We start from the raw sequence: 15,720 nt of genomic DNA, 5'->3' as shown, positions 1-15,720 counted from the left end.
TACTAATGTAAAAATAATTACCAATTGAATGGAGTAAAACATTTTGAATATGAATTACTAATTAGTCGTAGTTGCAAACTAGGACTAGAGTGCAAAAAATATTTGATGAATGAATTTTTCAAATACTTACTATTGTACAACGTTATGAAAATAAAAATAAACTAAAAATGACGCTCCCGGAATTTGATTTAAGAATACAAAAAAGCACAATTGATGGCAAGGGATTATTTGCTTATTCAAAGCTTCCTGCCCGCAGAAAAATAGGTGAATTAACAGGTGAAATAATATCTACCGCTAAGGCACGTAAATTGGCAAAGCAGCTCAAGAGAATTGCAATTGTTGAGTTAAACGAGGATATTGCTTTGGATGCCACCAATTATGAAGATAAATTAAAGTACATAAATCACTCTTGTAAACCCAATACTTACGTAAGAATAATTACCACTCATGTGGAATTTTACACCTTACGTGAAATAAAAAAATACGAAGAGCTTACTGCTGATTATGGGGAAACACATCATGATGGAAAATTGAGATGTAATTGCGGATGTGAAGGGTGTATTGGGTTTTTGTAATTGTACATTTTTGGTGAATTGAGTTTGGAAAATGTGTGAGCGTTGATGGAATATAAAAAGGCGTAGTTGCAAACTACACCAAGTCCTTGGTTTTTTGTAAGCCAGAGGCTTTTTAATAGCTAACACTCGCAGGATGCGAGCGAATGATTTTTTGGGCAGCAGAGGCTTTTTAATAGCTGACACTCGCAGGATGCGAGCGAATGATTTTTTGGGAAGCCAGAGGCTTTTTAATAGCTGACACTCGCAGGATGCGAGCGAATGATTTTTTGGGAAGCCAGAGGCTTTTTAATAGCTGACACTCGCAGGATGCGAGCGAATGATTTTTTGGGAAGCAGAGGCTTTTTAATAGCTGACACTCGCAAGATGCGAGCGAATGTTTTTCTTTCGGAGCTTTTTAAATAACACGTTTTTGCCTTTTGGGTAGCAGTGTGCGCTCTAGTTTAATCAAGCATTTTTATTTTCAAGCCATTCAAATATGGAGGGGTCTTTTGCGATTTCTACTTTAAATTTTTCGGGTGGTTTAATACCAAATGATGCTAATGGTAGCGGAATGTTGTGAATCATTTTATACTTTGTAAAGTAGTTGTTTTCGAGCCAACCTTCACCAAAGTGAGAAATGGCATTGTAGTATAAGAGCACTTGTTCATAATCTGAAAGTTGCGCGCGCAGCATTCTTAAATACTCTATCTTATCAGCATCAGAAATTAGATCTTCATCTTGCTTATCGACGTATTTTACTGTTTGAAATAAATGACGGTAATAATGCCCTAAACGGCTTTGATGGCCACCCCAGGGCAAATAACGTAAACGCAGAATAACAGGATTCCCATCCGCATCAATATAAGCGGGACGAATGGATTTTGATTTGATGAGTTTGAAATAATTAAGTACTGCAAAAAATAATTTATCTTCAAAACAATGCGCCGGCATTTTATTGATTGCTTTGCTCACCATATCGGAATTATCCCCAACTCCACCCAAAAAAAAGATATATGCTAGCCTTACCAACTCTTCTTCTGTATATTGATTTTGCAAAAGACCAGATTCCTGTAGCTCATCGTATTTATCTTTGCAACACCAAAAGGAATATCGAAATTCATTGTACATCGATACAAATGCTTTTCGTTTTTCGACAATGCCTTCGTTTCCGTCAATTTTTATTTCAGAAATATTGTCTTTGTGAAAGCGCAGTAATTCATAATATTTATTTTCAAAGCGTTCGATTTGCAAATCTCGTTTTTGTTCGACATTGGCTTTAAACTGCACCCAAAAAGCAAGGAACGTTAAAAAGGCTGCAAAGAGGGCTATGAGAGGTCCCAACATCCCACCAAAAGTATCGCCAATAGGCCCAGTAATAGTGGGGTTTAACTCTTCGCTTGGAAAATTTTGATAGTATATTTTGGTTAGCCATTGTGGAAAGCTTACCAGAATTTGCTTATAAAAAAGGGCAATAAATAGGATTATTAAAATCGGCAACCATAATTCCGACCATATTCTTTTTAAAGCTTTCATGAATTGGTATTGGGTATGAAAACAAAATCAGCCAACAAAATGGAAAATTAATTTAAATAAACCATTAATGCAATTTTTAAATGGAATCAACAGCTACCTATGTCATGTAAGATATCTATTGAGAAAAAGTACGTATTACCCCGCTGTTAAAAATACCCCGCAGTGGGTATTTTATCAGCAAAATTGTATGCCTTAATTTGTTGTGTACTTATCAATTCACTAAAATCTCTTGAACATGAAAAAAATCTACAAACCACACTTCATTAAATTGAACTTGGTATTAATCATTCTTTTAAGTTGCAACCTGCATCTTATGGCGCAATGGCTGCAAACAAAAGGGCCTGCCGCAGGAATATCAAAAAAAGTCATGGTGGATAATTCGGGAATGTTTATCAGTGGCACCATTGGCGGTGGAATTTTTGTTTCTACTGATGATGGTCAAACTTGGGAACAGCGCATAAACGGGATTAATCAACATAGTTTGACGGTAGATGATATAGATACCGTTGGTCAGAGTATATTTATGATGGGTACTTCATCCTTTATGAAGCGCTTGTACCAATCGACTGATCATGCACAAACCTGGACTGAAAATGCACTTTCCTTTACGAACGGAACCGGATTAGAGCATATTGGAAATAGGATCTTTGTTGCCACAAATTCGGATGGTTTATTGTATAGCGATGATTTAGGTATTAATTGGGATACCTTGCCAACAGCATCGGTGCTAGGAACTATTTATCCGGCAATTTATGACATACATGTGATTGGGAATGATTTATTTGTAAACTTTCAAGATTCCGGATTGTATAAAACTTCGGCCGCTGCAACTACTTGGACGAAAGCATCGATTGGAATAAGCCAGCAGGATATAATTGTAAATATGGTTTCAACCGGAAGCACTTTATGGTTAGTGCATCAATACAGCAATGAGTTGTATAAATCGGTGGATGGTGGAATACATTGGAGTTTAATGCCAGCCATTGGAAATAATAATTCTATTGAAGATTTATACGCATTGAATGGGAATTTATATGTGATAACAGAGCCACATATTTATCTAACAATTGATAATGGATTGAACTTTACTAATTTCTCCGGCAGTGTGAATACGAAGTATCAGCGATTGTGCTACAATGGAACTGCATTTATAAGCATATCCAGTTTCTTTGGTATTGGGGTTCAGCGAAGTATTACTAATGGAGCAACATGGAATGAATCTAATTATGGTTATGCTAATTCACGCACTGTGTCGTTGTTTCCTGATGGGAATAATTTATTTGCAAGCACTTACGATAGAGATATGTTTATTACTTCGGATGCAGGATTAACCTACACCCGGATACCCAGCCCAATTGTAAACGATTTGTTTTTTGCCAATGATATTATTAAAGTGGGCGCAGACATAGTTGAGGGAGGATATTCAAAAATGTACAGAAGCAGTAATAATGGAAATACATGGGTGAATTGCAGTCCGGGTATTCCAATTGGATGCGATGTACAACAATTTTTATTGGATGGAACTGATTTATTTGCAGCAACAACTATGGGTGTTTATAAAAGTACAACCAGCTTTGGCAATTGGCTTCCGTCAAATACAGGAATACCTGCCGGTACGGAGTTAAATTCGATTGTAAAAAGCGGAACACGCATCATTGTTTGTGGGAAGACAGCTAGTTATGATGCACGACTTTACTATTCAGATAACGGCGGAACCAGTTGGACAGATAATAGTGCTGCTTTAAATCTTGGCGCATTTTCAAGTGCTGATAAACTCATTGTTTCAGGCACGAACATTTTACTTTCTGCAGGATTTCAATTGTATGCGTCAACCGATAATGGCGTAACGTGGAATATTAGTGGAGTAGGAATGCCATTTGGAAGAGTGAACAAATTTTATCAATACGGTACGGATTTATTTGCAGGTATGGGGCAAGGAGAAGATCCCTATGGAGAAATTTTAATCTCGCGCGACTATGGAGCGAATTGGACCAGCATTCGCGATAATCTTTTTAATTCGAATGTATCAAGCATGGCGATCATGAATGGTGATTTATTTGTAGGAACCGCTTGGGGCGGAGTTTGGAAAAGGCCGGTAGCAACAATCACTGTTGATGTTCCTAAAATAAATTCTTCGAATACCCTTTTTGCGATTTATCCTAATCCCGCTAAGGAAAAAGTAAAGCTGAATCTTAATAATAATGGCAAGTTTAAAGCGATTGAAATTAGAAATAATGAGGGAGAACTTATTTATTCAATAGCCACTTCATTGGCTCAGCTTGAAATTGATACTAAGCAATTTGCGAATGGATTTTATGTTGTGAAATGCCTTGAGGACAATTATTTACTCTGCCAGAAATTAGTGATTTGTCATTAGGAAGAATTATGAGTTTGGATTTTTATGGTGGTTGGTGTTAAACACATAGGAGCAAAGGGCACATAGTAAAGATGCGGATTACATCACTTTTTCTCTTAGGTATTTTTCGTAGAGCAGGTGTACGATGCCGTCGGATAATCCAATTTGAGGAACGATTATTTCGTCGATGCCGGCATTTTTCATTACGCTAAGAAATATTTTGGAAGCGGGAAGAATAACATCAGCGCGATCGGGATTAAGTCCAAGTTTGGTTATGCGTTGTTCAACTGTAAAGGAATTAAGGTATTCACTATACTCTTTAATTTTATCGTATTGCAAACTTTTGCCTTCTTTTTTCTTGAGTGTTTTGTAAATTTTATTGATGTTTCCACCCGAACCGATTGCTTTTAAAGGGCGATAATTTTTAGTGATGTTGCGGACCGTTTCCTTAAAATCGCTCCAATGTTCCTTGCTCACTGTTTCGTGCAGCAAGCGGATGGTACCTATATTAAAGGATTGCGAAAAGACTATTTTGCCTTCCGAAAAGAGTGTTAATTCTGTACTTCCGCCACCGACATCAATGTATAAATAAGAAGAATCATGGTCTAAGTGTTCGGCAATATGGTTTGAATAAATAATTTCAGCTTCAATTTTACCGTGAATTATTTCGATGTTGATACCTGCTTCCCTCCTTACACGTTCGATAATTTCATTTCCGTTACCGGCTTCACGCATGGCACTGGTGGCGCAGGCGCGGTAATCGACTGCACCAAAAACTTCCATGAGCAATCGAAAAGCTTGCATGGTTTTTACAAGGCTTCTGATTTTTTCTTCGCTTATAAATTTTTCAACAAATGCATCTTCACCTAATCGAATGGGAATGCGCACCAATTCATTTTTTTTAAAGAGTACTTCTCCCCCATCTTCCATAACTGAACAAAGCAAAAGCCGCACAGCATTAGACCCAATATCGATAGATGCAAATTTCATTAATTGTTACTTTTTTTGTTTTTTAAATAGGTGTAAATTTCATCTTGTGCCCTAACTTTATTTTTAGGGTCGCCTTTTTTGTATACGTTGTCCTGAGTGGAATTAAGAATACGTGCTTTGGTATTTCCAGCCCATTGAATTTCTAATATTTGTTTTAGCTCTTGCTGAATTTCAGTGTCAAAAATTGGTGTGGCTACCTCGCTGCGATGGTCTAAATTACGTGTCATAATATCCGCGGAAGCGATGTAGTACTTAGCTTCTCCCCTATTGCAAAAAATAAAAACACGACTGTGTTCTAAATATTTATCGACGATACTTACCGCTTCAATATTTTCGCTTAAGCCTTTTTTTCCTGCTACCAGCGAACAGGTGCTTCGAATAATAAGGCGGATTTTTACTCCCGCTTTACTCGCATCGTACAATTTTTTAATCATTGCTTCATCCACGAGGTTATTCATTTTTAAGAAAATCCAAGCTTCCTTTTTTTCTTTGGCAGCCTTAATTTCTCTATCAATAAGCGCAACCAGCTTTTTACGCATATTAAAGGGAGAAACGAGCAATTCCTTGTAAGTGCCGGCTTTGTAATTATCGCTGTAAAAATTGAATACTTCCACTACATCTTGCGTAATTTTTTTATTCGTAGTGAGTAAACTGTGGTCGCAATAAAATTTTGACGTGTCTTCATTAAAGTTTCCGGTTCCAATGTGGGCATAATATTTTGGCAAGCCGTTTTCTTCGCGTTCAATGAGGAAAAGCTTGGTATGCGCTTTTAATCCGGGCACACCGTAAATTACTCTTGCTCCTTCTTCCTGCAAGCGATTGCTCCAAAATATATTTTGTTCTTCGTCAAAACGGGCTTGCAATTCTACAATTGCCGTAACTTGTTTACCGTTTTTAATGGCATTGATTAAGGCATTCACAATATTCGAATTGCGGGCTACTCTGTACAGTGTAATTTGTATGGATTTTACTTTAGGATCGATAGATGCTTCGCGCAACAAATCGATGATGGGGTGATAGGATTGATAGGGATAGCTTAGCAAGATATCCTTTTGCCGTATCACTTTCATGATGCTCTGATTGTCTTTAAAATCGGGGTGTTCGAGTGCGGGTGGAAATTTATAGCGCAATTCGCTGCTGCCTATTTTTGGAAAATTTATAAAATCAACCGTATTGTGATAACGTCCACCTTTGATGAAATTTTCATTTTTTAGGATCTTAATTTTTTTGCCGATAAAACGCAGGATATCAGGCGAAATGGCTTCATCCACCTCTAAACGCACAGGGTCGCCCTTTTTGCGAAGCTTCACGCTTTCGGATATTTTCTTAACCAAACTTTTGGAAACATCGTTTTCGATATTGAGTTCGGCATCGCGTGTCATTTTAATGGCATAGGCTTCAGCAAAATCGTAATTGAAATGAAAGAACATATCTTTCAAACAATAACGTATCACGTCGTCGAGTAATATCACATGTTTATTTTCTTTTGGTAAAACCAAAAAGCGAGAAATTTTATCAGAAGGAATTTCTACCAAGGCCAATTTGTCTTTTTTAATTGGACTTACGAGTTTAATGATGAGATAAATTGCCCTGTCTTTTAGCCATGGAAACTCCACCACATTATCGAGCATAATTGGAAAAAGAAAGGGAAGCACATTTTCTTTGAAGTAGGCTTTCACAAAAGCGCCTTGTTCGGGATTGAGTTGCTTTTCGTTGATGATAAAAATATTGTTGTGCACCAATTCCCCGAGCAGTTTTTCATAGGTTGCTTCAAACTCATCTTGCTGTTGAGCTATCACTTTCATGATTTTATCCATCAGCACTTTGGGTGTTTCGCCTGCAAATTCTTTGGGTTTGGCTCCAATTTTTATTATGCGGCGCACCGTTGCCACGCGAACTCTAAAGAATTCGTCGCGATTGCTGGAAAAAATACCTAAAAATTTTAATCGTTCTAATAGTGGTACGCTGGGATCGTTGGCCTCTTGAAGTACTCTTGCATTAAATGATAGCCAACTTATTTCGCGGTTTATAAGTGGTAAACTTTGTTTGTTCATAAAAAATTAAGCATTTGATTTTCTCCTTAAAGAAGGAGATTTTTTGCTGGCAGGAGCTTTTAAGTTGGAAGACTTTACACTTTTTTTGGTGACGCCCCTTTTGGCGGAATTGGCTGAAACAGCCGGTGGATTCGCTTTATCTGCAAGTTCCTTCATTAATTTTTTAGCAATAACTTTGCTGTGCTTTTTAACGCTTTTAAGAAATGTAGCAGTTGATTTTAGACCGTGCAATTTTACTGTTTCAGTTATCGCAACAATCATTTTTTCTTCCAGTTCTTTACGTTCTTTTTTAGTCATTTGCGTACTTATTTAATAAATTTTGAACTCAAAATAAGAAATAGATTTTAAAAGTCAAGTAAAATTAGGTATTTCTTAACTAAAATTTAATATTGGCCGCTGTTCCATTTTTATGAAAGCAGAAAGTCTTTAGAATGTTTCTTGCGGATAAAATAGCATTGTTACCTATTTCTTTTTTGCTTTCGGTTTAGATTTGGTTTTTGATTTTGTGTAATAGTTGCAAACTTTATTCATCACGCATTTACTGTGCAAAGGGTCGCTTGGGCGACAGATTTCTCTTCCTAAGAAGGAAATAGCCATTCCAAGCTCTCCCCAGTGTTTTTGATCGACAGCTGACATGAGTTCCTTTTCCATTTTTGTAGCATCTTCGCTGTTGGCTTGGCTTGCAATACCTAAACGAGGGGCAACACGAAGTACATGCAAATCGACTATCACACCAACCGCCTTAGCTTTTGCTTCGCGCATAATTACGTTGGCAGATTTACGGCCAATTCCCGGAAGTTTTACTAATTCGTCCATAGCTTTTGGGATATTTTTATCTTGCTTAACTTGACCTGCAATCTTTATTAACCAATTGGCCTTATTTCTAAAATTTCGAACTTTGGTAATGTAAGGAATAAGCGTTTCCACATCGCATCGCGAAAGGGCCTCCATGTTAGGAAATGCCTGAAATAATTGAGGAGCAATTGTATTCACAATTTTATCGGTGCTTTGTGCGGAAAGTACAACCATGACAATTAATTCGTAAATGGAATTATACTCCAACGGATGCTTCCTTTTAGCGTATTCTTTTAGCAATGGCGCTACTGCTACATTCCAATTTGTTTTCATGTTAAAAATATTTATTGCTAATATATAAAATCAGGAACAAGGTTGTGGAAGTTTTTTATTGCGTTAGCCTTCTTTAGCGGTATGTATTTTATCAATTTTTGAGCATTCGGTTTCATGTTTTCAGTTTTTTGAAGCAGCGAATCCTTACATTTGTGCTTTCCCGAGCCATTTTAGACTCTATTCAATGGGTTCGCATAAAATGTTATGAAAAAAATTTTACTCTTTACCCTTGGCGGGATTGTGTTATTGATTTTGCTCTTGGTTTTCTATTTTATTTCTGTTGCCACTATCGATCCACCTGTTCCCAAATCCCTTGCGGCTATGTCGTTGCAGCGAACTAAAATGGATACCGATTTTTATACTTTGGGAAATAGTTGGATAAAAAAGAGTAACAGTGGATTGTGGGAGATGTATGTGGAAGCTGAGGATCCCTTTGAACGCGGCACCATTAATGGAAAATTAGCAAAGGATTTAGTTCAATTGCAAGAGGATTATTTTATTCATCAACTCAAAAAACTTATCCCCTCTCAAACCTATTTGAATTATTTAAAATATGCTATTGCTTGGTTTAACCGTGATTTGGATGCTTATGTAACGGAAGAATACAAACAAGAAATATATGGTGTTTCAAATTCGTTAAATGATAGGTATGATTTTATTGGATCTAAGTATCAACGCAGCTTAAATTACCATGCTGCGCACGATATTGGACATGCATTGCAAGACAAGAATATGGTTGTTGGATGCACTTCCTTTTCGGCCTGGGATGCAAAGAGTGCGGATAGTAGTATAATTGTAGGACGAAATTTTGATTTTTATGTTGGCGATGAGTTTGCCCAAGATAAGGTTGTTTGTTTTTACAATCCGATACATGGAAATAAATTTGTATTCATTACATGGGGAGGTTTTGTTGGAGCTGTATCAGGGATGAATGACCAAGGACTTACAGTTACTATTAATGCTTCTAAATCAGATATACCAAGTGGTTCAGCCACGCCTATATCTTTGGTGGCTCGTGAAATTTTGCAATATGCCTCCACGATTAAGGAGGCACAAGCTATTGCAGAAAAGCGTAAGACATTTGTTTCGGAGAGTATTTTGCTAGGTTCGGTGAAAGATGGGCATACCAGTATTTTAGAGAAATCGCCAACAAAAATTGGATTGTTTGAATCGACTAATAATTACATTATTTGCGCCAATAATTTTCAAAGCAGTGTCTTTGCAGCAGATGCTGTGAACATTGAAAATAAGAACACTTCCTCCTCCATGTATCGCTACCAGCGGATGGATGAATTAATATCGCAGTATCCTAAGATAGGTGCAAAGGAAGTTGCTGAAATTTTGCGAAACAGAGCAGGATTAAAGGGAAGAGATATTGGAATGGCGAATGAGAAATCTATTAATCAACTTATTGCTCATCATTCGGTAATTATGGAACCGGCTAAGCGATTGATTTGGGTGAGCACTAATCACTATCAGTTAGGAGCATATCGCTGTTATGATATACATAAGATATTCGCAACCTATGCAGGTTTAAAAGAAAAAAGGGAAATTTGTGAAAACGACTTAACGCTTCCGGCAGACTCATTTTTATATTCGCAAGCGTATCGTAATTTTTTGAATTATAAAGTAATTTCACACTATGTGAGCGATTGTATAAATTATGGAAAGAAGCTCAGTGCGAAAATGGAAAAGGCCTTTGTTGCGAGTAATCCGGAGCAGTTTGAAGTGTATTCGCTTTTAGGTGATTATTATTTAAAATCGAAAAATTATGTTTCAGCACAAGCGCAATATAACATCGCGTTAAGCAAAGAAATTCCATTGAAGAAGGAAGTAAAACACATCCAAGACCAATTAAAAAAGTGCGCAGAACAAAAGGCAAAATCATAACAATTGGACTTGGTATTTTTCTTGTTTTGATAGCTGCACTTCGCGTTGAGGCACAAACAACAAAAATTTATGGTACGATTCGCGATACGGAAACAAATGAGGTAATTCCTTTTGTGATTGTTACATTTAAAGGAACAAAGATTGGTACATTTTCGGACGATGAAGGGAATTATATGCTTGAATCCTATTATGCTTCTGATTCGTTAAGCTTTTCGTTGGTAGGTTATAAAAGGAAAACCGTTGCTGTTAAGAAAGATAAAGTAAAGCAACTGAACATAGCGCTTACACCCAATGGAACCGATTTAAAAGAAGTGGTGGTAAATGCCAAAGATTTTGAAAATCCCGCCTGGCGCATTATTCGTGCAACCCTTGCCAATAAAGATGTGAATAATAAAGCAAAGCTGGAGGCCTATGAATACGAAGTCTATAATAAAATAGAGTTCGATATGAAAAATTTTCAATCGAAATTGCGTAAGAATATTTTTCTGCGGCCCTTTCGTTTTATATTTAATTATGTGGATACGGTTGGTACCGATTATTTTTTGCCGCTATTTATTTCTGAATCTTTGAGTGATTTTTATTTTAGAAGGAACCCTAATCAGAAAAAGGAAAAAATTAAAGCCACCAAAACCGGAGGCATGCAAAACGAAAGTGTATCGCGATTATTGGGTGATACCTATCAAAACATAAATGTTTACGACAACGATATCATGGTATTTGGAAGGGCTTTTGTGAGTCCTATATCGAATGCGGGTTTTGCTTTTTACCGCTATTACTTGATGGATAGCGCGTATATCGACAATCGTTATTGTTATAGAATATCCTTTCAACCAAAGCGAAAACAGGAGCTTACTTTTGCAGGCGAGTTATGGATTAATGACACCACATTTGCTGTAAAGCGTGTGGAAGCTGGAATAGCAAAGGATGCTAACATTAACTACATACAAAATTTTGAATTTAAGCAAGAATACAATCAAGTAAAAAAGGAAGTGTGGATGCTTACTACCGATCGATTAAATTTTGAAGCTGCTATATTGGTTCCGCATAAGTTGCGCAAACAGCACTTTGTGGGAAGTAAAGTGAGTTCGTACCGTAATTTTAAAATTAATGAATTTAGGGAAGAATCTTTTTTTGCAAAGCCGGATAACATTGAGATGGAAGACAGTAGTTATGCAAAACAGGAGGAATATTGGAAGGATGCCCGTCATGATTCACTTTCACAACACGATAAGGATGTATACACAATTGCGGATTCGATTCCAAAAATTCCGCTGTTTAAATTATACATGAATGTGGTAAAGGGATATAATTCGTGGGGTGTGGTTGATTTTGGACCTTATTTTACAACCTATAGTTTTAATGCGCTCGAAGGTAATCGCTTTAAATTGAGTGCGCGCACCAATACAAAATTTGACAAACACTTTGGAGTGGATGGCTATTTGGCTTATGGAACCAATGATAAAAGTTTTAAATATGGCGGCAGGGCGAATTATTACTTTAAGCGCATTCCTCGGAGTTTGCTTAGTGCCGGTTATCGGGATGATGTGGAACAATTTGGATTGGCCCAAGGTGTTTTTAAGGAAGATAATATTATTACGTCGGCCTTGCGCAGAACGGCAATTAGAAGTTACAATCGAGTGCATGAAGTGAATGTGTATTTTGAAAAGGATTGGTTTAATGGCTTTGGAAATAAGTTTCAATTTAAACGCAAGGAGTTAATTCCGGTGGGTGATTTGGAGTACGATGCAGAGAATACGCTCGGCCAGTTGGTAAATGTTTCGAAGATTACTACAGTAGAGTTTTCACTGCATACGCGATTTGCGTATAGCGAACGTTTTATTGGCGGCAATTTTCAGCGCATTAGTTTGGGAACGCAATATCCTATTTTAGATGCGCATTTTTATTGGAGCGTTAAAGGTTTGTTGGGTGGCGATTATGCCTATCAAAAATTGGTTTTAAGTGTTAAGGATAAAGTGAAATTGGGGATTTTAGGAACGTTTAGATATAAGGTTGAAGGTGGAAAAATATGGGGTAGTGTGCCCTACCCTATTTTAGAATTGCATCCCGGAAATCAAACTTTTTTATTGAATGACAATACCTTTAATACGATGAATTATTTTGAATTTGTGAGTGACCAATATGCGAGCGTTGCGGTATCGCAGCATTTTGAGGGCTTGTTGTTTAATAAAATTCCATTGGTGCGAAAGCTAAACTGGCGGGAAGTGTTGAGTGGGAAAGGATTAATTGGGAATTTAAGTGCATCGAATGAACGCATTTTACAACTGCCTACACATCTTTATACACTTAGTTATCCCTATTATGAAGTGAGTGCTGGAATTGAAAATATTTTTCAAGTGTTTCGAGTGGATGCGCTGTGGCGCCTTTCTTATCTGGATCATCCGGATATTACAAAATTTGGAGTAAGGGTAAAAATGCAATTGGAATTTTAAAGGAATTAATGGAACGCTGATTTATTAAGATGATTATGATTTTTTTAAGATTTTGACACGTTCGGAATTTAGAGAAGCGTTTTTTGATTAGTGATTTTTATGGAACGCGGCTTGGGCGGATGTAGCGGATTGGTATAAAAGAAATGAACGCAGATTTATTAAGATGATTATGATTTATTTAAGATTTAGACACCTTCGAAATTTAGAGAAGCTTTTTTGATTCATGATTTTTATGGAACACGGATTAGGCGTATGAAGCGGATTTTAATATCCCCCGCCGGCGGGGGCAGGGGGTGGTAAGGAACGCTGATTTATTAAGATGATTATGATTTTTTTAAGATTTACATATTAATTTAATCTCCTTTTTCTTTAAAGATGTAGTTAATAGCAATTGGATTTGGGGAAGTTTCATCAATTTTTTGGGGTTCTTCATCCGGATTTTGCCAAGGAGCGTTTTCATCTTCTTCATTGGTATCTTCTTCCCAAACGAATTCTTCTTTTTGTAAACCTATCTTACGAAAGTAAAAGCTGCACAATAATCCTGCTGCGGCTCCCATTAGGTGACTTTCCCAAGAAATGCCTATTTGTAAAGGTAGTACTCCCCAAATGAGGCTTCCATAAAGGAACACAACGAAAAGAGAAAATGCCATAAGGTATTTATGTCCTCTTATTAATCCGCTAAAAAAGAGAAAGGAAGCCAAGCCATACACCACACCACTTGCACCGATGTGATAGCTTGGGCGGGCAGAAACCCATACCCATAAACCTGTTATGAGGTAAATAGAAAAGAAAGCTTTGTACCCGATTTGGCGGTAGAAATAAAAAAGTCCGGCACCAAGCACAAGCAGTGGCACCGTATTAGAAAACAAGTGCCCAAAATCGGCATGTAATAATGGCGCCATAAAAACGCCGGTAATACCTTTAATTTCGCGGGGGTAAAGTCCGAAGGTAAAGAGCTCGATATGAAACACCTCTTCAACTAATTTCACAATCCAAAGCAAGAACACAAAGCTGATTGGAAAGAACCAGGTGTGAAATCGTTTGCTTTTTTCGGAGGCAGATAAACTCATTGTGCGAAAAGGAATTCAATTCTTATACCAGTTAAATAAAGGTGTCATAAAGGCACAATAAGCGGTATATTTGAGCCAAATAAAAATACAAAATGGAATACAGAAGATTAGGTAAATCAGGATTACAAGTAAGTGCGCTCTCCTTAGGCAGTTGGCTGACATTTGGAAAGCAAATTGAGAATAAAACAGCCGAGCGATTAATGGACATGGCATACGATGCGGGTGTAAATTTTTATGACAATGCTGAAATTTATGCCAATGGAGAGAGCGAAATTGTAATGGGTAAAATATTAAAAAAGAAAAAATGGGAACGGAGCTCGTACCTTATTTCGAGCAAAGTTTATTTTGGATATCGCGGTGCTAAATCCAAACCGAATCAACGCGGATTGTCGCGAAAACATGTGATTGAAGGATGCAATGACGCATTAACCCGTTTACAAGCGGAATATATTGACTTGTTTTTTTGTCACCGACCGGATAAGAATACGCCTATGGAGGAAACGGTATGGGCCATGAATGACTTGATACGACAAGGAAAAATATTGTATTGGGGAACTTCGGAATGGAGTGGTAATGAATTGATGGAAGCCTTTATGGTGGCTCAAAAATATAATTTGATTCCCCCCACTATGGAACAGCCTGAATACAATATGTTTCAGCGGGAGAAAATGGAGAAAGAATTCATTCATTTATTTACGCATCATGGCTTGGGCACCACCATTTGGAGTCCGCTTGCATCGGGGGCTTTGACCGGAAAATACAGTATTAAAAATAAGCCTAAGAATACGCGGCTTGAAATGGATGGCATGGAGTGGCTTAAGAAAAAGGTGTTGATTGAAAACCACTTGGAAAAGGCTGAAAAAATGAAAGTGTTGGCCACTAAATTGGGGGTATCACTTCCCAAACTAGCAATTGCATGGGTTTTAAAAAACAAGCATGTGAGTACGGCAATTTTGGGAGCTTCAAAACCTGAGCAATTGAAGGAAACGCTTACCTCGTTAGAAGTATTGCCCTTGTTGACAGATGAAGTGCTTTTGACAATTGAAGGGATTTTGAATAATAAGCCAAGGCAGGCGGAGTTTTAATTTTTTTATTGAAAAGGCGCATCAATTTACCATCCCCTGCCCCCGCCGGCGGTGGATAATTTGTTGTTGACAGCGAGCATTTTTTCATTAAATTTGTACTCTCCTTTACTACATGAGAAAAGTTCTGATTATTGTTTTTATTTTGATACAGGTTACCTGCAGCTTTGCGCAAAACGCTAAGGTGGAAGAAGCGCGTAAGCTTTATCCAAAATCGGGAACCAATAAGGAAGTATGTAAGAAACTTTACGATATGCTTGCACAAATTGATGAGAAGAATCAGAATTTGTTGTTGGGGTATAAAGGCGCTGTAATGGCCGAAATGGCCAAGCATGAGAAGGAAGCACCTAAAAAGTTAAAATTTTTCAAGGAAGGGAAACGCAAATTGGATGAATCTATACTAAATGATTTAGAGAATATAGAATTGCGATTTTTACGTTTGAGTATTCAACTGCACACTCCATCCGCTTTGCGCTACAATGGCAATATAAAGAGTGATAAGGAGTTTATTGTTCAGAATATTGAAAAAGTTAAGAACGAAAATTTAAAAAAATCCATTTCGGAATTTATGGCAACCCTTGATACGATGCCTGTTAGTCCGCCAAAATAAATA

12 protein-coding genes are annotated in these 15,720 nt (G+C 37.3%); 6 read left to right on the top strand and 6 right to left on the bottom strand.

Annotated elements, in window-relative coordinates; translation table 11 throughout:
• Window positions 1-167 precede the first annotated feature (167 nt).
• Window positions 168-575: an SET domain-containing protein-lysine N-methyltransferase gene (locus IPP32_09260; protein ID MBL0048266.1), complete on the top strand. Its 408-nt coding sequence runs from the start codon at window positions 168-170 to the stop codon at window positions 573-575.
• Window positions 576-1,019: 444 nt separating this feature from the next.
• Here the strand turns inward: IPP32_09260 and IPP32_09255 are convergent, their stop codons facing one another.
• Window positions 1,020-2,087: a putative phage abortive infection protein gene (locus IPP32_09255; protein ID MBL0048265.1), complete on the bottom strand. Its 1,068-nt coding sequence runs from the start codon at window positions 2,085-2,087 to the stop codon at window positions 1,020-1,022.
• Window positions 2,088-2,322: 235 nt separating this feature from the next.
• Here IPP32_09255 and IPP32_09250 point away from each other — a divergent pair, with 235 nt between their 5' ends.
• Window positions 2,323-4,464 carry a T9SS type A sorting domain-containing protein gene (locus tag IPP32_09250; GenBank protein MBL0048264.1) on the top strand — a complete coding sequence of 714 codons (2,142 nt, stop codon included), beginning with the start codon at window positions 2,323-2,325 and terminating at the stop codon, window positions 4,462-4,464.
• Window positions 4,465-4,542: 78 nt separating this feature from the next.
• On the opposite strand, the gene IPP32_09245 is transcribed toward IPP32_09250, so the two are convergent.
• From IPP32_09245 to IPP32_09230, 4 genes are all read right to left on the bottom strand, one after another.
• On the bottom strand, window positions 4,543-5,433 hold the full coding sequence (locus IPP32_09245) for an ethanolamine ammonia-lyase reactivating factor EutA (GenBank protein ID MBL0048263.1): 891 nt from the start codon (window positions 5,431-5,433) through the stop codon (window positions 4,543-4,545).
• Window positions 5,433-7,487, bottom strand: coding sequence for a polyphosphate kinase 1 (gene ppk1 / locus IPP32_09240; GenBank protein MBL0048262.1), 2,055 nt, complete (start codon window positions 7,485-7,487; stop codon window positions 5,433-5,435). The genes IPP32_09245 and ppk1 overlap by 1 nt, the downstream gene beginning before the upstream one ends.
• Window positions 7,488-7,493: 6 nt before the next feature.
• Window positions 7,494-7,784: a hypothetical protein gene (locus tag IPP32_09235; GenBank protein MBL0048261.1), complete on the bottom strand. Its 291-nt coding sequence runs from the start codon at window positions 7,782-7,784 to the stop codon at window positions 7,494-7,496.
• A gap of 165 nt (window positions 7,785-7,949) precedes the next feature.
• Window positions 7,950-8,615, bottom strand: coding sequence for an endonuclease III (locus IPP32_09230; GenBank protein MBL0048260.1), 666 nt, complete (start codon window positions 8,613-8,615; stop codon window positions 7,950-7,952).
• Between the two features lie 204 nt (window positions 8,616-8,819).
• Here IPP32_09230 and IPP32_09225 point away from each other — a divergent pair, with 204 nt between their 5' ends.
• Both IPP32_09225 and IPP32_09220 read left to right on the top strand, forming a co-directional pair.
• Window positions 8,820-10,505, top strand: a complete 1,686-nt coding sequence (locus tag IPP32_09225; protein MBL0048259.1) for a peptidase C45 — start codon at window positions 8,820-8,822, stop codon at window positions 10,503-10,505.
• Entirely contained in the window at window positions 10,478-12,955 is a 2,478-nt protein-coding gene (locus IPP32_09220) for a carboxypeptidase-like regulatory domain-containing protein (protein MBL0048258.1), read from the top strand. The genes IPP32_09225 and IPP32_09220 overlap by 28 nt, the downstream gene beginning before the upstream one ends.
• Window positions 12,956-13,308: 353 nt before the next feature.
• On the opposite strand, the gene IPP32_09215 is transcribed toward IPP32_09220, so the two are convergent.
• Window positions 13,309-14,025 carry a rhomboid family intramembrane serine protease gene (locus tag IPP32_09215; protein ID MBL0048257.1) on the bottom strand — a complete coding sequence of 239 codons (717 nt, stop codon included), beginning with the start codon at window positions 14,023-14,025 and terminating at the stop codon, window positions 13,309-13,311.
• Between the two features lie 92 nt (window positions 14,026-14,117).
• Here IPP32_09215 and IPP32_09210 point away from each other — a divergent pair, with 92 nt between their 5' ends.
• Together IPP32_09210 and IPP32_09205 are read left to right on the top strand one after the other, a co-directional pair.
• A complete protein-coding gene (locus IPP32_09210) occupies window positions 14,118-15,110 on the top strand; it encodes an aldo/keto reductase (GenBank protein MBL0048256.1) in 993 nt (330 codons plus the stop codon).
• A 112-nt stretch (window positions 15,111-15,222) separates the two neighbouring features.
• Window positions 15,223-15,717: a hypothetical protein gene (locus tag IPP32_09205; GenBank protein ID MBL0048255.1), complete on the top strand. Its 495-nt coding sequence runs from the start codon at window positions 15,223-15,225 to the stop codon at window positions 15,715-15,717.
• Window positions 15,718-15,720: the final 3 nt, after the last annotated feature.

This window comes from Bacteroidota bacterium (assembly GCA_016721765.1).
GTDB lineage: Bacteria > Bacteroidota > Bacteroidia > UBA4408 > UBA4408 > UBA4408.
This window is presented reverse-complemented; position numbering and strand designations above follow the sequence as displayed.